General features: G+C 45.0%; 5 protein-coding genes. 2 read left to right on the top strand and 3 right to left on the bottom strand.

The features are described from left to right. Window positions 1–11 precede the first annotated feature (11 nt). Window positions 12–17171: a non-ribosomal peptide synthetase gene (locus A596_RS06250; RefSeq protein WP_039913290.1), complete on the top strand. Its 17160-nt coding sequence runs from the start codon at window positions 12–14 to the stop codon at window positions 17169–17171. A gap of 11 nt (window positions 17172–17182) precedes the next feature. Beyond that, window positions 17183–17845 (top strand): CatB-related O-acetyltransferase, encoded by a 663-nt coding sequence (locus A596_RS06245; protein ID WP_412130149.1) that lies wholly within the window; start codon window positions 17183–17185, stop codon window positions 17843–17845. An 88-nt stretch (window positions 17846–17933) separates the two neighbouring features. Here the strand turns inward: A596_RS06245 and purU are convergent, their stop codons facing one another. The 3 genes from purU to A596_RS06230 form a co-directional block, all read right to left on the bottom strand. Further along, the gene (purU, locus tag A596_RS06240) at window positions 17934–18794 is read right to left on the bottom strand and encodes a formyltetrahydrofolate deformylase (RefSeq protein ID WP_039913288.1); all 861 of its coding nucleotides are present in this window, start codon (window positions 18792–18794) and stop codon (window positions 17934–17936) included. A gap of 148 nt (window positions 18795–18942) precedes the next feature. Beyond that, window positions 18943–19518, bottom strand: a complete 576-nt coding sequence (locus tag A596_RS06235) for a hypothetical protein (protein ID WP_039913287.1) — start codon at window positions 19516–19518, stop codon at window positions 18943–18945. 284 nt (window positions 19519–19802) lie between these two features. Next, window positions 19803–22823 (bottom strand): TonB-dependent receptor, encoded by a 3021-nt coding sequence (locus A596_RS06230; RefSeq protein WP_200882879.1) that lies wholly within the window; start codon window positions 22821–22823, stop codon window positions 19803–19805. Window positions 22824–22924: the final 101 nt, after the last annotated feature.

The following is a 22924-nucleotide window of genomic DNA, read 5'->3' as shown; positions in this document are numbered from 1 at the left end:
GGCAAATTACCATGCTGAACGAGTACCAATCCGCCAACAATGAATTATTTCCTCTCGCCCATCCCCAACAACGTATTTGGTTTGCAGAAATTATTAATCCGAATAGCGGTGTAGGAAACCTTGTTGGACACTCGGAATTTCAAGAACCGATTAATAGCAAAACGCTTGAAAAAGCTATTAATGAATTGGTTAAGTCAGCAGACACGTTACGTTTGCGCATCCAGAGCACCCAAAGTGATGTTGCGCAATACGTTGCTGATTACGAACCTATTACACTACAAGAACTGGAATTCCCTGCTGAAGAGCAATTCCAGCAACACATTGACAGATTGATTCGCTATCCCTTTGCTGCTAACAACACCGCATTATATTATTTTGAGTTAATTCGGGTAGCCGGAAAACCTGCACGCCTGGTGTATTGCTTCCATCATGTAATTATGGACGCAGCCAGTATGAAAATTACCCTTGATGCCATCCACGATAATTATCGCCAACTCGCACGTGGCCGTAATTGCTTGCCACTGGAAAACCAGGATTATCGTGAGTACCTAAAATATGAAGCCAGATACCTATCGTCCGAAAAATGTGTACACGATAAAAAATTCTGGGCAGAAAAACTCGACACCTATGAAGAACCGGCAAGAATTAAACAGGTTAACAAATCGGTGTCAGTGCAGGCTGACAGAATCGATTATAATTTTGACCAGGTGTTTAACCAGAAAATCCACGAATTTTGCAAACGCGAAAAAACCTCGGTTTATCGCTTATTAATGGCGGCATACTATGTCTACCTTAGCCGTTTATCTGGCCGTAGGGACGCAGTTATTGGAACCGTTTTTCATAACCGCTTTAACCTTGAGTTTTGCGACAAAATAGGTATGTTTGTCAGCACTACACCGGTGCACCTGGCAATCGCTGAGAATGCATTTATCAGCTTTCGCGAATTATTATCGCGCGTTGATGCCGAAGTTAAACTTGCCCAACACCATCAGGATTACCCCTTCGATTTATTGATACAAGACCGCAAGAAAAATGGTTGGGATGCGCCATTATTTGAAACCGCTATCAGCTACCAAAACTCTTCTTTTTTATTTTCAACTGAATTCCATTTCCAAAAAGCCCAGGAGTTCCCGCTTGTTATCCATCTATCCCATCGCGGGGATAACAATCAATTAAAACTCGAACTGGATTACCAAACCGATTATTTTTCACGCGCAGAAGTCTCTGCAATTTGCGCGCACCTGCTCACCATTATTGAAAGTGCTATTGCTAACCCGCAATCTGATATAGAAAACCTTGCAGTGCTGACGCAAGGCGAACAAGAAAAATTAATGCAACCGGGGAACAATAATCATTTTATACCCGTGCATACAATCACTGAATTGTTTGAACAACAAGTGGCCATCAATCCGGATGCATTGGCAGTAATACATGACGATAAGCCTATTACCTACAAAGACCTCGATGCACAGGCAAACCAGCTTGCGAGCAAATTACAAGCACTGGGGGTCGCACGCGAAACAATAGTCGCTATTTTACTGCCTCGCTTCAGCGAGCTGATTAGTGCCATGCTCGGCGTTATCAAAACGGGTGGTGCTTATTTACCGATAGATGCGGATTACCCGCAGGATCGGGTTGAATTTATGTTGCAAGACAGTGGTGCAACGCTATTGGTTACCACGGCTGAATTAGCAAATAACTATTCGTCGCACTGCAACCTGTTACTTATCGATAAATTACCGACTGCAGCACATGAATACCAACCTGTTAAGGGCAAGCCGGACGATTTGTTTTATGTAATTTACACCTCGGGCTCTACTGGCCGCCCTAAAGGTGTTGCCGTTGAACACGGCAACTTTGAAAATTTAATCTACACCCATCGCCGTATTTATTCTGAGGGCCCAGGAGTACGTATAAGTCAGGTTGCCAGCGTCAGTTTCGACGCGATGGCATTTGAAGTCTGGCCTTGCATCACCAGTGGAGCAACACTTTATATTGCCAGTGATGAAACACGCCTTGATCCAGTTGCGTTAAAAGAATGGTTGTTACGTAACAAAATTACCCTGAGCTTTCAATCCACCCTCATGGCTGAACGCTTGTTAGAAGAAAAATGGCCACCCGAAACAGCACTGCGATTCTTGCGTACTGCCGGTGATAAACTCAATCGTTTTCCTTCACACCCGTTACCATTTGCGGTACACAACCTTTATGGTCCTACCGAAGATACGGTGTGGACAACCTTGGCCGATGTGTCCCGCCCGGAAAATAATGATGAAGCGCCGGATATTGGATATGCGTTGGATAACAAGCACATTTTTATCCTTTCCCAACGCAACCAACTACTACCGCAAGGCTGTATTGGCGAATTGTGTATTGCCGGTGCGGGCCTCGCACGCGGCTACATCAATCAACCGGAATTAACGGCACAACGATTTATTTCATTGCAACTTCCCACAACCAATAATCAACCGTTAAGGGTTTATAAAACCGGTGACCTGGCGCGCATTAAGGAAAATGGTGCGCTTGAATTTATCGGCAGGAATGATAACCAGGTAAAAATTCGTGGCTTCCGTATCGAATTGGGTGAAATTGAGCAACAGTTAATTAATTTATCGAAAGTTCAGGAGGCCGTTGTAATACCACTTGCGGACAAGGACGGTAGCAACTATTTATGCGCCTACTTCACCGCAACTGAAACATTATCTGTTTCCCGGCTTAAAAAAATGCTCGCCCGGCATTTACCCGATTACATGTTGCCTGCTGTATTTTTGCAAATTGATGCAATGCCATTAACCCGCAACGGGAAAGTTGATCGCCGTGCCCTGCCCGCCCCGCAAAATAACACAACACCAACATATTCACAGGTTCCAATGAACGCGTTGGAATTACAGCTCTGTGAAATATGGCGATCATTGTTGCCGGTAACCAACATAGCCAGGGAAGATAATTTCTTTAACCTTGGTGGACACTCATTTAAAGCCGTAGCGATGGCTTCATTAATTCGCCAGCAATTGGGAAGGGAAATTTCGGTAAAAACAATTTTTTCCAACCCCACGCTGGGAGCCCTGGCCACTGAACTTGAAAACACTGGCAGTAAAACCTACGCAACAATTCCAGTCGCTACGCCCAAAAAATATTATCTGGCATCTTCAGCACAAAAACGTTTGTTTGCGTTGAGCCAACTGAATACCGGACAAATTACTTATAACATCCCCGCGGTGTATAACATTCTGGGGCCATTGAATTTTCTAAAGCTTCAGGACGCATTAAACCAGTTAATCCAGCGGCATGAATCATTGCGCACATCATTAACATTCATTGATGGCGAGGTAATGCAAACCATCAACGATAACATTACCGCAAACATTGAATTTTTTTCCGGCACCGCGGAGCAGATAGATCATTGCATTAATCATTTTATTCGACCTTTCGACTTAAACCAGGCGCCTTTAGTACGGCTGGGTGTTTTTTCGATAGATGAGTACCAACATGTATTAATGATCAACGTTCACCACGCTATTGCGGATGGAATATCGCTGAGTATTTATTTGCAGGAATTAGCCGCCCTTTATGAAGGAACACGCTTGCAACCTGTGCGTTTGCAACATAAAGATTACAGCGAATGGGAACTCAGTGAACACTATGCGGCGATAATCCATCAGCAGCGTGAATTCTGGTCGTCACTATTACCAGAAGATTTGCCGCTGCTCGATCTTCCTACGGATTTTCCTCGCCCCGCCAAATCGTCTCATCAGGGCAAGAGTTTACACCTTGAGCTTACGCCACCCCTGACAGAAAAATTACGCGCTGTAGCCCGACAACAAGGCTATACGCCTTATATGATCACCCTGGCAGCCTTTGGGATTTTGTTGCATAAGTATTCCCGCCAGCAAGATTTAATTATTGGCACCCCCGCGATGGGCCGGCAACACCCGGACCTGCAGGCTGTAACCGGAATGCTGGTGAATACCCTTGCATTACGTTTAACACCATCCCCGGACAACACGCTAAAAAATTATCTCGATCAGGTCAAGCAGATGGTTATCGGTGCTGTTGATAATCAAGGTTTTCTCTTTGAAGAGTTGCTCAACCAGTTAAATCCGGCAACAGATAATTCGCGCAGCCCTGTATTTGATGTATTTTTTTCATTGGTTACCGAAGAGCTTGGACAATTCTCATTGCCCGGCACGCAGACTACCTCGCGTGAATTCGAATTCCCTATTGCCAAATTTGATTTGTCACTTACCGTTTATGAACGAGCCAAGGGGTTCGCGATTACCCTTGAATATGCAACAGACTTATTCAAACCGGAAACTGCACAACAGTGGTTACACCATTACCAAATGGTTATCACCCAACTCAGTAATTGTTTATCAGATTTTGCTGAACAGGAAGCGGCTAAAACAATTGGCGAATTAACACTCGTTGATCACAATGAACAACAGTTTTTACTCCGCAATTTCAACAACACAGCAAAAGAATATCCGCTGGAACAAACGCTCAACAGCGTGTTTGAAATGCAAGCCGGCAAAACGCCCGATAACATCGCCGCAGTATTTGCAGATAAGCAATTGACCTACAAACAACTGAACGCCCGCGCTAACCAACTGTCGCGCCAATTGCTGGCACTGGGCGTAGGCCGCGATAAAATCGTTGCTGTATTGCTGGAACGCAGCCTGGAATTACCGGTAGTGCTTTTTGCTATTTTAAAAGCAGGAGGTGCTTACCTGCCTATCGGCCCCAGCCTGCCGCAAGACAGGATCGATTATATGCTTGGCGATAGCCAGGCCCAGTTAGTGATCAGCCATAGTAAATTTTCGCCACAACTGGAAAATGTCAATGGCCAACTATTATTGATTGACCAATGCTTAGCACACGATAATTTGGCGAATATTGATGATAGCAATCCCGCTGCGCAAAGTGGCCCGGATGATCTCGCCTATGTTATTTACACCTCTGGTTCCACGGGTCGCCCCAAGGGCGCGATGATCGAACACCGCGCGGTATTGAATCGAATTTTCTGGATGCAGGATCAATATCCACTGACAGAAAAAGATGTAATCCTGCAAAAAACGCCCTACACCTTTGATGTATCTGTGTGGGAATTATTTTGGTGGTCATTTACCGGCGCCTCGGTTTATTTCCTTGCACCGGATGCTGAAAAGGACCCGCAGGCTATTTTCGATTGCATCGAAACGCAAAAAATTTCCGTTATGCATTTTGTGCCCTCCATGCTCAATGCATCCCTGGAATATTTAGCAGCAGGTTCCCTGCCTCATAAACTGGAAAGCTTGCGCAATGTATTTGCCAGCGGCGAAGCGTTAAGCCCGGCACAAGTAGAAAACTTTAATCGGCTCGTCCATACCAACTCCGGGGCACAGTTGATTAATTTATACGGCCCCACCGAAGCGGCAATTGATGTTACCTGGTTTGATTGCCCGGTCTCCGGCCCTATTGCGCGCGTCCCTATTGGAAAACCTATCAGCAACATCCAGCTTTATATTCTGGATGAGCAGCAGCAGCTGGTTCCGCGTGGCATCGCTGGTGAACTTTATATTTCAGGAACCGGCGTCGGGCGCGGTTATATTAATAAACCCGAATTAAGTAACGAAAAATTTATCGCCAATCCTTTTACCAAACACTTGCGTATGTATCGCACCGGCGATTTATGTCGCTGGCTCGACGATGGCAACATTGAGTATCTGGGGCGCCTTGACCACCAGGTAAAAATTCGCGGTTATCGAATTGAGTTGGGTGAAATTGAAAGCCGCCTGCTCAGTCACCCACGCATTCGTGATGTCGTTGTGATGGCGCGACAAGATGTGCAAAATGATAATTATCTGTGCGCTTATGTAGTAGATCGCACACCGGAAAAAGAACCGCATAAATTAATCGATGAATTGCGCAATTACCTTGCGCAATGGCTGCCTGATTATATGGTGCCTGCGGTAATTCAAGTACTGGATGCAATGCCGTTAAACCCCAGTGGAAAAGTTGATCGCCACGCCCTGCCTGAACCGGATCAACAGTCTACCAATACCCGTGCGGATTATTGTGCCCCCGGAACAGCGCTTGAAAAACACATGGTACAACTATGGGAAACTGCATTAGCGCGCTCACCTATCGGGCTTAACGATGATTTCTTTGCGCTGGGAGGAAGCTCGTTATCATTAATACGCTTGCTATCGCTCATTACCAATACGTTCGGTGTTTCATTGCCGATTGCAACTTTTTTTGAAACTCCCATTTTGCGCGATATAGTGACTATCGTTGCCGCCGCCGGTGCTAATTTAACGCACACATCCATTGCCATTCCTGTTGCAGCGGAGAAAACCTGGTACAAAACCTCTGCCAGCCAACAGCGCATGTATATCCTTGACCAATTTGAAGAGTCATCGCGCAGCTACCTGATTACCGCACTATTCCGGATAAAGGGCACATTGGATATTGCAAAACTGGAAACCAGTTTCCGCCAACTGATTCATCTGCATGAAGCCCTGCGCACACGTTTTAGTGTGCAGGACGACAGCATTGTGCAGGCTATTGAACCCGATGTTACTTTTGCGTTGGAGCAAATAACCTTACAAGGCAAATCGCTTCAGGAACGGCCACTGGAGCAAATCATTAACGACTGTTTGCAACCCCTGAATCTTGCCTGTGCGCCTTTGATGCGCGCTTCACTTATCGAAGAGAGCCCTGATAATTATTGTTTGGTTATTTATTGGCATCACATTATTGTCGACGGTGTTTCGATAAACCTGCTGCTAAAAGACCTTGCGGATTTATACAATGGACAAACGCCGGACACTGCCAACATAACCTTTAAAGATTATGCGGAATGGGAACAGGGCGACGAATACGCAACGCTTATAGAAGATGATAAAAAGTATTGGCTTACCGAATTCCAGGGCGAAATCCCTGCCCTTGCATTAGCCACGGATTTTAAACGACTTGGCCAACGCAGTTTCGCTGGCGACCGTATCAAACGGGAAATTCCGGCTTCATTGATGAACGCTGCACAACAATTTTCCGAACAGCAAGGTTATACCTTGTTTATGACACTGCTTGCCGCACTCAATATAGTGCTGCACAAACATACGCAGCAGGATGAAATTATTATCGGCACACCGGTTGCTGGCAGAGGTTTGGGAAATTGCGATGACATTTGCGGAATGTTTGTTAATACCTTGCCGCTATTGTGCCCTGTCGATAGCCATCTAACATTTATTCATTATTGCGAACAAGTAAAACAAAAAGTCTTACAGGGACTGGAACACCAGCAATATCCCTTTGACCATCTGGTAGAACAACTGGATATTGCACGCGATACCAGCCGCAACCCTATGTTTGATGTCATGTTCGCACTGCAAAACCATGGAGAACAACAATTGCTCCTGGAGCAATTGGAAACCTCATCACTGATTTGTCCGTTACCAATAGCAAAATTTGATTTAACGGTAACATTATTCCAATTGACCCATAATATCCTGTGCGATTTTGAATTTTGTACAGACCTGTTTGATCCACGCACTATTGAAAAGCTGGCTGATCAATATCTGTATACATTGCAAACATTTGTAACAACACCGGAGTTAACGATTGAAGATTTTCATCTTGTTGCTACACCATCAGCACAACCTGTTTTACTTCCTGTTACAAGCAACATTAACAACTCACAACCAACCAGGTTAGCCCACCAATTATTTGAGGAACAAACTGCGTTAACACCGGATGCAACGGCACTGGTATATCAAGGGAAAGAAATTACTTATGCAGAACTTGATGAACAAGCAGAGCGTATTTGTACGAGGCTTGTTGCGTCAGGTGCAGGCCCTGAAAAATTTGTCGGTGTGATGCTGGGTCGCCGGCCTGAATTGATTGCAAGCCTTTTAGGAATTCTCAAAGCCGGCGCCGTTTATTTACCAATAGATCCTGAATATCCACTGGAGCGTAAGACCTATCAGTTGCAAGATAGCCGATGCGAATTATTAATAGGTCAACCCGACAGTGAAATACCCGCAAACTGGGATGGCACATTTTTACCAATTGATAGTATTTTTTCCGATACTGCATCAGTAAACGAAACCGCTACTACTTATAAAAAACCTCGCAATTCCTTGCTCCCGATTACGGGGGAAAATGCGGCCTACTGCATTTATACCTCAGGCTCAACCGGCACACCTAAAGGGGTAGTCATAGAACATCGCAACCTGGTCAACCTAATCCAGGCCCAACGCGAATTTTATGGCATCACAGCCGAAGAAAAAGTATTGTTTTTCGCAGCACCGGTATTTGATGCATCGCTAGAGCAGATATTCGTTGCACTTACCTCGGGTGCAAGCCTGTTGATTGTTGATGATGAAAATATTCGCGATCACCTGCTGATGCAAAATATTATTGCAGAACAAAAAATCACTCACCTGAATGCAGTACCTGCATTTTTAAATTTGCTGGAACCAAAAACGTTGCCTGCATTAAAACGCGTGGTGTGCGGGGCTGATATTTGTTCACCGGAACTTGCCCGCAAATGGTCAGCGCATTGCAAATTTATTAACGTATACGGACCTACCGAGGCGGCAATATCCAGTACTGTGCACAGTGTGGATGCTAACAGTTTTACCCTGCCATCAATTCCAATTGGCCACCCTATTGCACAGGCAACAACCTATGTTGTGGATAATAAACTCAGGCCGGTGCCCGATGGCATCCCCGGTGAATTATGTATTGGCGGTGCCGGTGTCGCGCGTGGTTATTTAAATAATCCGGAATTAACCCGTGAAAAATTTATCAAATCACCAGTGGATAGTGCGGATCGCTGGTATCGCACGGGTGATCTGGTGCGTCGCAACCTGCGGGGAGAGCTGGAATATTTGGGGCGGATTGATGCCCAGGTAAAAATTCGTGGCTTCCGTATTGAACCCGGTGAAATTGAAGCAGTATTAGCTACCTATCCCGGAATTATTCAGGCAGCGATAGCGGTTAAAAACGATGTGCACACAGGTCAGTTCCTGTGTACTTATTATGTTGCGAACCAGGAATTTTCTACACAACACCTGCAAGATTTCCTTGCCAGCCATTTACCCCATTACATGGTGCCCGGGTGGTATTTGCGCCTTGCTGAATTGCCAGTCACGGCGGGTGGAAAAATTAATCGCCAGCTATTGCCAGTACCCGACCGTAATTCAGCGGCCAACAATAATGCTCATTTGGCCTCGCTGAATGTAACAGAACAATTCACAGCACTTGAACAGCACTTGCTCGAATTATGGAAAAACCAGTTGGGAATCACAACCCTTGGCATTGATGACAACTTCTTCCTGGTTGGTGGCCATTCCATTACGGCTACGCTAATTTGTGCCAGTATCCAGAAAATTTACGCTGTTAAAATTCCGCTCAAGGAATTTTTCCGCCTGGCAACAGTGCGCAAGCTGGCAAATTATTTATCCAGCATTTTAGACGCGGTGGTTGGACAGCAAAAAAATAATTTATCATCCCGGGCAACGGATTTAATGCTTGCAACCACCCGAGACTATTATCCATTATCCAAGCAGCAACAAGGAATTTACGTTTTATCATTATTTAATCCGGGGGAAACCCATTACAACATTCCTTCGGCTTACCAAATTCGCGGCTCGCTGGACGCTTCCAGGTTGGAGCAAGCAATCAACAGCCTGTTACACAGGCACAATGCATTGCGTAGCAACTTCACACTCATTAATGGCGAACCGGTTTGCACTATCAGGCCATATGAAAATATTTCACTGCAACAAAAAATTGTAGCCCTTTCGGATCATCAAAAAATTCAAATTCACCTGAATGAATTTGTAAAACCATTTGATCTTGAAAACGATCTATTATTCCGCTGTTTATTGCTGCGTTGCGCTGATGATCTGCACATCCTTGCACTTGATGTACATCATATTGTTGCCGATGGTACAAGTTTCCAATTACTGTTAGCAGAATTACACGCTGCCTATACAGGCATTCCATTACCAAAGGTTGAATTCCAATATACCGATTATGCTGTATGGCAGACCAGCGACGGAGCGAAACAACAGTTGGAATTACAGGAAAATTACTGGCTGGAAAAACTAACTGATTTACCTTCACTGGATTTAAAAGCCGATTACCCACGCCCGCATGTACAAAGTTTTGAGGGCGACTATGTAGAGTTTGAATGGAATCAGGAAGAATCAACACAGATCATCACGTTTGCCCGCCAGCTTCAGGTAACACCATTTACGTTGTTTTGCGCGGCGTTTGCATTATTGCTGCAAAAATATACGGATCAAAAACACATATTGTTAGGCACGGTTACCGCGGGACGTGAAGAACACCCATTGCAAAATATCTGGGGAATGTTCGTAAATACCCTGGTACTTAAACTGGATATAAACAACAATCTTTCTTTTGCGGATTATTTGCAGGCGGTGCAAACGGAAGTATTGGAAAGTTTTGCACACCAGCAATATCCCTTTGATCAATTGGTACAAAAACTGGATGTTCCCCGCGATACCAGCAGAAATCCGATTTTCGATGTAATGTTTACTTATCTGGTTATGGATACACCAAAAAATCTATTGGGCCTTGAAGAATTTACTCCTTATAAAACCGGATATAGTTCGGCCAAAAACGATTTGACGCTCAACGGTTATGAGCTTGATGGAAAAATCCTGTTCAACCTTGAATATTGCACACGCATTTTCTCGCGTGTGCGTATTGAACGCATGGCCGGCCACTTTAAAAACCTGGTACGCCAGATTATTTCCCAACCAAACCATTCGCTGCAAAACTTATCAATACTGGGTCGGGATGAATTCGCCCAACTGGTGCACGGATTTAACCAAACAGTTGCTGATTACCCTCGCGACCAATCCATTGCACAGGTATTCCGCGAACAGGCATTAAAAACACCTGACGACCTCGCCTGTTATTACGAAGGTCATAGCCAAACATATGCAGAACTTGATAGCAGCAGTGAGCAATTAGCCCAACACCTGCACAACATTTTTAATATTAGCCCCGGCAGCATAGTGGCGTTATTGCTTAAACGTTCATTGCGGATTCCACAAACTATTTTTGCTGTGTTGAAAACCGGGGCTGCCTATTTACCGCTGGACCCGGATTATCCTGATGAGCGGATTCGCGAAATCCTGGACAATTCGGGAGCAAGTGTATTATTAACCGATGACCAATCATTGGCTGGACATAGCCTCAATTCATTAACCGTGTTAAATCTGGATCGACTCGATGCCGGCACCAACAGCGTTCGCTCACCAACGTCATTACCTGTTCCGGGTGCAAGTGATCCTGCTTATATTATTTACACGTCCGGTTCAACCGGAAAGCCCAAAGGCGTAGTCATTAACCAACGCGGGGTACTTAACCTTTCCGAATGGTTTAATCGAGCACACGATTTGCAAAATAACCGTCACGTATTGCAAATGACGAACTACTGCTTCGATGTGTCGGTTGAAGAAATTATTATCCCGTTATTACATGGCGCCGCCATTTTCATACCAGCAGATCAGATTCGCCTGGATAAATCGCAGCTGCTGGATTTTATTCGCCTGCATCACATCAATATTGCCGAGTTAGTTCCGGGGTTATTGCACGATTATTTAATTGAAAGCTCTTTTATCGACTGTTTAAAACGAGTTATCACCGGTGCCGAACGCCTGGATCCCGTATTAAAAGATGCCGTGATTGCCAAAGGTTATTCGTTATTTAACAGCTACGGCCCGACGGAAACCACAGTCACAGCATGCGGAACGCTATGCATTCCCGGACGGGATGTTATCGGCAAACCTGTTGCAAATACCCGTATTTATATCCTGGATTCCAATAATCACCCTACGCCGGTCGGCGTGCCCGGTGAGCTATGTATCGCCGGTGATTTATTGGCGAGTGGCTATTTAAATGATGCCGGGATGACCGCTGCAAAATTTGTGGAAAATCCTTTTGAAAAAAATGGCAAAATGTATAGAACCGGCGATCTGTGTTGCTTCCTTGACGACGGCAATATTGAATTTATTGGCCGTATGGACAACCAGGTAAAATTACGTGGTTTCCGTATCGAGTTAGGTGAAATTGAATCGCGATTAATCAGTAATGAACACGTTAGCAATGCCAGTGTATTAATTCGTAAGGATAGCAATGGCACGCGGCTCTGCGCGTACGTAACGGCATCGACGGATATTGCAGAGGAATTATTACGTAAGCAATTAAAGACCCAATTACGCAATCAGTTACCGGCCTATATGATTCCGGAATATTTCCTTGTGCTTGATAAAATGCCATTAAATCGCAATGGCAAAATAGACAAGCCCAAATTGCTGGCGATGCCGTTGCATAAAGAACCAGGGTTTTCAGCCAATCAAATCCTCAATACTACTGAGCAACAATTGGTTGAGCTTTGGAAAAAAGTACTGCCGCTTGACTATATCGGCGTAAACAGCATTGACGTAAACAGCAATTTTTTTGAACTTGGCGGCAACTCATTGCTAATCATTAAATTGCATTCATTAATCAAGGATACCTTTGCGCAGCACATTCCTGTTGCCAAACTGTTCCAGTACGCCAGCATTCGTGAATTTGCCGCTTATCTTAATCCGCATCAAATCGCTGCTACCGGAAATAACAATGATACGGCCATTTCCGCAACACAGGAGATAGCCATTATCGGTATGGCCGGCCGCTTTCCAGCCGCAAAAAACCTGGAACAATTCTGGGAAAACCTGAAAGCGGGTCGCGAGTGTGTCAGCTTTTTTTCTGCTGAAGAATTATTGCCCCTCGGGTTTGAGCAGGAGTTGCTGGATAATCCTGATTTTGTCGCAGCCAAAGCAATCATTGATGATGCCAATGCATTCGATCACGAGTTTTTTAATTATCACCGTCGCGATGCATTATTGATGGATCCGCAATTGCGAGTATTCCATGAAGTGGTTTATCACGGCCTGGAACATTCAGGAAACAACCCGTTTACCACTCAGGAGAAAATTGGTTTATTTGCCGGGGCATCAAACAATCCGGAATGGCAGCAGCGGGTAAAAATGCATTGCCAATCACCGGGCGAGCAATTTGCAGCGGACCTGGTAAGCGATAAGGATTTTCTTACCACTCGTATCGCCTACAGCCTCAATTTGCGCGGCCCTGCCTTGAATGTACAAACCGCATGTTCGACATCGTTAGTTGCAGTGGACCTGGCTTGCCAGGCGCTGCTAACCAATAAATGTTCTATTGCCGTTGCCGGAGGTGTCAGCCTCGGGTATCCACATAAAAGCGGTTACCTTTACCAGGAAGGAATGGTGATGTCCCCCGATGGGCATTGCCGCGCATTTGATGCCGACGCACACGGCACCACCGCGGGTGAAGGTGCAGGTGTTGTAGTATTAAAACGCCTTGAAGCTGCGCTAGCTGATGGCGATAAAATCTACGCCGTGATTAAAGGCAGCGCCACCAATAATGATGGCCAGCAAAAAATGGGCTTCACCGCACCGGGCATTAATGGGCAAGCAGATGTTATTCGCAGTGCACTTGCTGCTGCAAAAATCCCTGCCAATAGTATTCATTATATTGAAGCCCACGGTACCGGCACAGTTTTGGGCGACCCATTGGAAATTGCCGCATTAACTGATGCATTTACTGAATCATTGAATCGAACAACTGCCAATTGCCGTATTGGTTCAGTAAAAACCAACATTGGCCATCTGGATGCAGCGGCCGGAATTGCCGGCTTGTTAAAAACAGTGTTGGCGTTGCATCATCAACAATTGCCACCTTCCATTAATTACACAACACCAAATCCCAAAATTGAATTTGAGCAAACACCATTTAGTGTACAAACCCGACTTGAAGACTGGGCACCAAAAGAATATCCGCGTCGTGCCGGCGTTAGCTCATTTGGCATTGGCGGGACCAATGCGCATATTATTCTGGAAGAGTTTATTGAAGACACCGCTACAGAAATCAACCAATCAATTGCAGATAAGATTCATGCAACAGAAGAGAGTTGGTTAATTCCATTAGCTGCACATTCGGAAGATGCATTTCAGAGAAATTACGAAAACCTGAAACACTGGATAATCCAAACCAATCCTGCACTGGCGGACGTTGCTGCAACACTGGCATTGGTACGCAGTAATTTCAATTGGCGCGCTGCGTTGGTGGTCAATTCTATTGCAGAGCTGCTCGACGCATTGGATGAAACCATTAAGCCCATCAAGGTTGATAAAAGCACAAACACTGTCGCCATTACAGGCAATAGTGCCTTCACCGCCCTGGCGTTAAAAACCCATTGGTTGGCTGGGGATGATATAGATTGGGAGAGTTTTTTTTCCAATAAATACCAACACAAGCTAGCATTGCCTGCCTATGCATTCACCCGTGAAATATTTGAATTAGCACATTATAAAACGGCAACATTGGCTACTGCCATTGCGCCCCAGGAACTTAACCAAGCCGCAAACACCTTGCAAAAAAAACCGTTGGACCAATGGTTTTATACAACAGGCTGGCAAAGCTGGTACTCTGCCAATGGATCTGCAAACCCTGCAAACCAACTTATCCTCGCATTTGTGGATGACTCCCCGTTCACACAAGAGTTGCTCGACATTCTTAAGTATAAAGGCGCGGATATTATTCACATCCAACACGGAGATAATTATCGCCAGCTTGATAAAAACCATTACCAGGTTAATAAAAATAACGCTCAATCTTATCGCGAGTTATTTAAACAAGTATTGATTGAAAAACCACAACAACTTTTATATTTCTGTGGCATACAAAAGAATGTTGTTGATATAAATCAGCCCCTGGATTCAGTTATCAATAAAGTCAATACTGATATTGAAAAAGCACTTATTTTCGCGCAGGCACTTGCTGCTGCAGAAATCAATCATCCATTGCACCTGCATTTAATCGGCGCAGAATTATTTGAAGTAACCGGTGATGAAGTGATTAACCCTGTAGCGCTGTCGATTAGCGGATTCTTTTCTGTGCTTGCGGAAGAAATTCCATTATTAAATTGTAACGTTCTGGATACGGGCAACCGCACCGGAAGCAATAATTACCAACAAAAAACTATAGCAACAATAATCGCCGGGGATTTATTCAATCCCGAATTACCTGACGTAGTAGCCTACCGTGGCAAGCAGGCATTTTCACGCAACATTCAACCATTAGTGCTAGCGGAGACCATCAACACCCCTTCAAATCCCCGCATTAAACAACGAGGTACTTATTTGGTCACCGGTGGATTGGGTGGGATCGGATCAACCCTGGCTAATTACCTTGCCGGACAATGGCAAGCCAATTTGATATTGGTCAGCCGTACTGCCCTGCCCGAACGGAATTTGTGGAATAGTGTTGTTGCCAACAATCCAGCGGAACATAAAATCATCCGTGCCATTGAGCTTATTCAACAGCTAGAGCAAAAAGGTTCACGCGTACTTTATTTTGCAGCCGATATTGGCGATTACGCGGCTGTGCAAGACGTAATTATGAAATCTGAACACGCATTCGGTGAAATCCATGGCGTTATCCACGCTGCCGGTACAGCGGATGGAGCATTGGCAGCACATCGCACACAGGCACAAAACGATGCTGTGTTACAGGCAAAAATCCGCGGTACTTTAGTATTGGATGCAGCATTCAACCATAAACCACTGGACTTTATGGTCTATTGCTCCTCGCTTAATAGCTTGCTGCCACAAACGGGACAATTGGCTTATGTCGCGGCTAACCTTTTCCAAAATGCTGTTGCGCGCGCGCAGCAAGCACGGAGATTTACCCTGGCACTAAATTGGGATACATGGCTGGAAGTGGGAATGGCCGCAGAATACCAGCAGTTTATTGGGCGACGCGATGGCAAAGCTGCCAGTTCATTACCGGGAATAACACCTGAGGAAGGTATTCAAGTATTTGAACATGCATTGAAGGTCGGCTTACCGGAATTATTAATTTCTACCATTTCGTTAACCGATTATTTGCAGCAGCAGAAACATCATAAAGAAGCGAAGCAACATTCATTTATCGCCAGCCAAAACAGCGATGCAAAGCCAGCAGTAGCAAATACCGAATCGCTGGAAGAACAGATCGCAACCATCTGGAAAGAGCATTTCAATCAAAATGATATTGGTCTTCACACAGATTTTTTCAGCCTGGGCGATTCAATCGATGCCATCCAGATTCTGGAGCAGATTAACAAAACGCTGAATATCAAACTTGCCAGTGGCGCACTGATGGATTTCCCCAGCATCCAAAAATTAACGGTACATATTGAGGCGCTTCACGAAAAATCGGCACCTAAAAAAGGAACACCCCAATTAATAACCCAATTAAAAACGGCGAACGCAAAAGCACGGAAAATATTCCTCATTCATCCTGTGGGAGGTACCACCTATTTTTATCGCACCCTTGCTGATGCATTCACCCATGATATTGGAATTTATGCGATTCACGCCCAAGGCATTAATGATGATCTCGCGCCCCTGACCAGTATTGAAGCGATGGTGACGCGCTACCTGAACGACATCCGCCAAATCCAGCCCCATGGTCCTTATGCTATTGGCGGTGCGTCATTTGGTGGTGTTGTTGCATTTGCAATGGCCTGCCACTTGAAAAAAGCGGGTGAGAACGTTGAATTGCTGTTTATGATTGATGCACCAAACCCAAAGACAATTACTGATGTGACCGAAGAAGATTATGAAATCATGGCGGGTAGCCTGGTCGATAATTTTGATGATAAAAACCAACTCAATGAAGTGATCAGAAAATTACAAAATATGAGTGAAGACCAACGTTACGAATATTTTGGTGACCAGTTAAAAAGTCGCAGCAGCACGGGTGGCATTGATACCGATAGCCAATACCTGAAAACGCTGATGGCTATCCATCAAATCAACAATTCTGCAATGCTGCGTTACGTACCCGGTGTTTACGACGGCCAGATGGTGTACTTCCGTCCATCGCAAAAATCCCTGGATCACCTTGGTTTGCAGATGGATGTGGATTGGCAACCCCATGTGCAAAAACCGATTATTGCCCACACCATCCATGGCAATCACTTCACCATGAATGAAGGCCAGGGAGCGATTATGATTGCCCATTACCTTGAGAAACATTTATTCACTGCCAGTGAAAAAAATATTGCAGCGGAGGCATTGGAATAATTATGTCCGATATGCAGATACCTTCTTTACATCCTGATCCAAATGCACCTTACCCATGCGAGTTTGCGGGTAACTCAATTGGCTTCCTGAAAAACCTGGTGAACAATGCGATGATTTGTATTGGTGACTTCACCTATTACCACGGCGATGCTGTTGATCAGTTCCAGGAAAAAAATGTGTTGTATCACTACCCGCATTGTGGTGATAAATTGGTGATCGGGCGTTTTTGCCAAATCGCCAATGGAACCCAATTTATTATGAATGGTGCGATTCATCCACTGCATGGTGTTAGCACATTTCCCTTCGATTTATTTGGCGGCGAGTGGACGCGCCTGGGTATGGAAAATTTTCAGGTGCCCAACAAGGGCGATACCCATGTTGGCAATGATGTGTGGTTTGGTAAAAGCGCACTGATAATGCCGGGCATCAACATCGGCAATGGTGCGGTGATTGCCGCACATTCGGTAGTAACAAAAGATGTTCCCGCCTATGCAATTGTTGCAGGCAATCCTGCACGTATTGTGCGAATGCGTTATTCCGATGAAGATATCCGGCGCTTGCAGGAAATTGCGTGGTGGCATTGGCCAATTGAAAAAATAACACGATATATTCCCGACATTATGCAAGGTAATATCGACCAATTAGAACAAGCAAAACAACAGGAATACAAATAACAGAAGCCAAAAATAGCAGAAATTAACAACAAAAAAGGCAGCTGCAACAATGATTGTGTGCAGTTGCCTTTTTATTTAAGTTAATGGATTAACGCGAGAACACAACCGTTTTGGTTCCATTCAACAGCACGCGGTGCTCTGCATGCCAACGCACGGCGCGGTTCAATACCACGGCTTCTATATCGCGGCCGATTTCCGCCATTTCATCCGGAGAATTGACATGGGAAACGCGCTCAACGGATTGTTCGATAATTGGGCCTTCATCCAGGTCTGCCGTTACAAAATGCGCTGTTGCGCCAATCAGCTTTACACCGCGATCAAATGCCTGGTGATAAGGCTTTGCACCTTTAAACCCCGGCAAGAATGAATGATGGATATTAATCGCGCGGCCATTTAATTTACCGCATAAATCATCGGACAGGATTTGCATATAACGTGCAAGGACTAAAAAGTCGGCCTGCAAATCCTGCATCAGCTGCCATAACTGTGCTTCCTGCTGCGGTTTGGTATCAGCAGTGATAGGCAGATAATGGAAGGGCAATTGGTACCATTCGGTTAAATCGCGCATGACATTGTGATTGGAAACGATACCGACAATGTCAATCGGTAACGAACCGTTTTTCCAGCTGTTCAACAATGCATTCAAACAATGGCCCCACTGGGAAACAGCGATCAACACGCGCGGTTTACTGGCGCTGTCAAAAATATTCCAGTCCATCTGGTACTGTTCACCCAGCGGTTTAAACAACGAACGAATCTGCCCGATGTTATAGCCATTTGGGCATTCGAAAACAGTGCGCATAAAAAAGCGGTTACTGGTTACATCTTCAAATTGGGAAGATTCTTTAATGTTGAATCCCAGCGTTGCAAACAGTGTCGCAACGGCAGCTACCAAGCCTTTTGAATCCTGGCAACTGAAGGTTAAAACGATTTCTTTTACAGCAGACATTAGGTGAATTCCCGGTAAATGGCTCGAAAGTCGCGTTGAGGAACGCATCGAACCTGGCAGCCAAGTCGATAAAATAGTCGTCAAGACTACGGGATTGCACGGGGGAAATTCAAGTACTTGCTTATTATTCAACTTATTATTGAGCTAATTATTCAATAACGCGGGCGCGACTTAGCAATGCTTTGGCGATGGGGATGGCGAGATTGATGTCGCCGTCTTTCACCATGGTCAGCGTGATCCAGTAGCTGGTTCGCTGCTGGTTGAGGAGGAAATAAACCTGTCGATGTTTTTGGTTATCCGCCTCGAATTCATAAACACGAAACCAAACCACTTCATTGGTGAGGGTAGTGAAATTTCCGCGTTGGCGGATGAGAAACTCACCTGGCTTGCTCCGGTCGCTAATACCATTTTCCAGACGCTTCCACAGGATGCTGTTTTTCTCCCAATTTTTTACTTTGGAGGCGGCGATAAAGTAAGCAGGTTCACCATTTATTTTGCCAGCGATTATGGGGCTGCCAATCGTTGTACCTTTTCGTTTATTTGCCGGTTCTGGTTGATCTTCCGCCGTGATGACATCAAGCGAGAGTGCACTGGGCAAATCGATTTCCAAACCGGGGGCTAAATTAACAGAAGATGAGTACGCCGCTCCTGCATATAACAGCAGTACAGCCTGGCTTAACACAGCCAGAAAAAACCTCAGCGCGCGCAAGAGAGAGGTCACCATACGGTTACCTTCACCAGAAAATTATCCGGAAAAATGGAAACATCAGTTCACTTATGGTTAGAAAAAGCAATGTAATTTATTGTTGTGGCGTGTTTATTGTTACGGTTATGTTGGGCTATGTCACAGTGTAGTGGTATTTTTTGGACTTGCCCGAATTCCTGTAGTTTAAATAAAAAAAGGAGGTCATGCGACCTCCTCCGGCTAAATGCGCCTCAATAGTGTTTCATGGGAAATAACGCCATCATCAACGATAATGGTTTTGCAGCAATCCATTGCTTCCCTCGTTAAAGGGAATAACGGACTCCTACTAAAAATTGTCTACCTGTATGGTTGATCTCCCTGGTCATATCCATGGTGCCGTCGCCGGTGCCGTAGATACGTTCAACTTCATCAGTGAGGTTGATCGCCTCAAACGTGAACGTCAGGTTATCGTTAAAGTGATAAAACGAAGACAAATCAAAATGCGTTGGACCGTATTTCATTTCCGCTGCATGACCGTTATCGCTTGGCTTGCTCAGCAAATAATCATCGCGATTGTTCGCTGATACGCGCACGCCGTAATTGTCTACTTCATAGAACACGGTCATGTTGTATGAATTTTCAGATACACCCAACATATCGCCCGCATTCACGTGAGTATAGTTTGACACCACACCGAGATTGGACAGGAAACCTGGCAGGAAGCTAAAGGTTTGTTGGTAAATAAGCTCGTAACCTTTTACATCATAACCAGCGTTGTCATTCACCGGAATATAGTGTGTGTAAGGCACAGTGCGAGGATCAGCATTGTAAGCTTCGTCGTATTGCGGATCAGACAAAATTGCGTCGTAATATTCGGAATCAATCAGCTTCTCAACGATGTCGGTTTTTAACGAGGTAGTTACATTTTTGAAAAAGTAATTTACCGCAAGCAAACTTTCATCGGCAAAATACCACTCAGCACTCAAATCGATATCATTGGATTCAAACGGATTCAGCCCCGGGTTACCAAGGTTACTCACCGTGCGTGTGGTATATCCAAAACTCGGCGCGGCGATATTTAATGAACCCAGATCAGGACGGGTCATGGTTTTACCGTAAGAAAGACGGGTCACCACTTCATCGGTAACATCCAACGAAAAATTCATCGATGGCAAAAAGTTTTTGTAACTGCGATCCAATTCAACTGCACTGCCATTAATCCAGGCTTGTGAGCTTACATCGGTATTCACTGCACGCACACCGAAGTTGGTTTTAAGCAACATGGTGCCAACATCAAATTCGTTATTCAATTCAACGAATGCAGCAAGTGTTTCTTCACCTACGATCCAGGCCGCACTCTGGTTATCGGTGTAATCTTTGGAGATGCGGTTATCGCGATAAATCGCATCAAAGTCAGCAACAAGGAAGGGAATCAAATCACCATCCAAACCTTTGCCGAAATTGGATACCGGTAAATTTTTGGTGTAACCCACCGCCGGGAATGCAGATGGATAACTACCATTACCTTCACGGGATTCTACTTTGCGATCATTGTAAGCAATACCGGTTTCAATCGAGTAACGATCCTGGGTGAATGTCAAATCAACTTTTGAAGTCAGGTTATCCTTTTTAACAAAGTTGGAGCGATTGTTTGAGGTAGTGACTTGATAATTTTCCGGATCATAATAATCGTAGCCAGCCCCCCAGGATACTTTTGGAATATCCATGTTGTCGGAGAAATCGAACGAGTATTGGTGCGATTTGGAAATGTAATAGAAACGAACTTCTTCCCGGTCAGCTTCGTTTGTTGCCTTACCCACCATCGCATTCAAGGTAAGGTCATCAGTGAGATTAAATTCGCCCGACAAAACGTACTGGTCAAAAATGGATTCCGATGTTTGATCACGGCTTTCAATCCATGATTCCACATCGTCGTAAGTACCCGCCATGATGCGCTTGCCATCAGGATGCACCGTAATTTTCAACGGCGTAATTTCATTGTGGGTTAAGAACCACTCCATTGAATTGTAATTTACGCGATTGTTGTTGAGTTCGGAGTGCAAAATATCGAGCGTAACTTTTGTATTATCCGATGGACGATATTGGAACGAACCAGTAACACCCAGACGTTCCTGATCATTACCAAAATAATCAGCGCGCGGTAAACGTGGAGCCCACAGGCAGTTAATCGCAGCAACTTCACTGCCATTAAGTTGGCAATCATCTTCAGCAATATTGCCGTTAATCACTGGATTCGCGCTGGCCGGATAAATATTGTTGGTGGCAACCGGAGTAGTCCAACGCACAGTACCAAAACCTTCCTGACGCACAGTACGGTCTGAATAAGCAACAGAAACCAATGCACCGAGTGTGTCATCTGCAAACGTATTGCTCATCATGAATGCGAGGCGCGGATCATTTTTTTCGCTCAGGTCGTTGTAACCATTTTGCAGCGATGCAGCCACTTTAAAACCATCAAAATCAAATGGCTTGGCAGAATACAAATCTACTGTGCCGGCAATACCACCCTCTTCCATCGAAGCAGTGGTGGATTTCTGGATATCAACACGATTAAACAATTCAGAGGCAAATACGTGGAAATCAAACGCGCGGCTTGCATTGATAGTTACGCCACCCGAGTCCAAACCATCGCTGCCCGCAGGAACTTCCATACCGTTGAGCGTGGTGCGGGTAAATGACGGACTAAAACCACGCAGAGTGATATTGCGCCCTTCACCGCCTTCACGTGAAATCGTAACACCGGGAACACGCTGGATAGATTCTGCAATATTGAGGTCGGGAAATTTGCCAATGTCTTCCGCCATAATGGATTCTTTGGCGTTTACGGCGCTACGTTTTTGGTCAAGGCTTTTCAGCAATGAGCCACGAAATCCGGTTACGATAAGCTCTTCCACATCATTTGCTTGTGAATCCTGAGCTATAGATTGTGCTGCAGCGAGTGAAGATATGGCGAGTACAACAGCAGTTGATAATTTATTTTTGTGCAGCATGGAATGCTTCCCCTCTAAATCGTTATTAGTACGTATAGAAAGCTGGCCATTGTTGTTAACTGCAAGGTAGAGACCGGAACCCTCAAGCAGGGTTATTGCTCCGTCGACTACCGAATAAGTTCCCACCAATTCGCGTGTTCTCACCGAAACCACTTTATCGTACGGAACGATAATGGTGAGATTCGATTGCTGCGCAAATTCTGTGAGCGCAATGTCAGCTTTATTTTCAGAGATATTGAACGGAACTAATTGCGCAAGATTGGTGTTCTCAGCTTGCACTTGATAAGCGCTGGCAGTGAGCAAAACAACCATCACAATATTCTTTTTATTCAATTCAACGTTCTCCGGCGCGGTTATTCACCGCTGTACTAAAGACGATTTAGTTTTTCTTTTCCTCCATACCGCGAAAAACTTTTTTGATAATGGATTAAAAT

Source organism: Cellvibrio mixtus subsp. mixtus J3-8, assembly GCF_000766945.1.
In the GTDB taxonomy this organism is placed as follows: Bacteria; Pseudomonadota; Gammaproteobacteria; order Pseudomonadales; family Cellvibrionaceae; genus Cellvibrio; species Cellvibrio mixtus_A.
This window is presented reverse-complemented; position numbering and strand designations above follow the sequence as displayed.

Bases quoted from the DNA above. Each gene is read 5' to 3' on its own strand.
- A596_RS06245 (WP_412130149.1), top strand. From the start codon at position 17,183: ATGCAGATACCTTCTTTACATCCTGATCCAAATGCACCTTACCCATGC.
- A596_RS06235 (WP_039913287.1), bottom strand. From the start codon at position 19,518: ATGGTGACCTCTCTCTTGCGCGCGCTGAGGTTTTTTCTGGCTGTGTTA.
- purU (WP_039913288.1), bottom strand. From the start codon at position 18,794: ATGTCTGCTGTAAAAGAAATCGTTTTAACCTTCAGTTGCCAGGATTCA.
- A596_RS06250 (WP_039913290.1), top strand. From the start codon at position 12: ATGCTGAACGAGTACCAATCCGCCAACAATGAATTATTTCCTCTCGCC.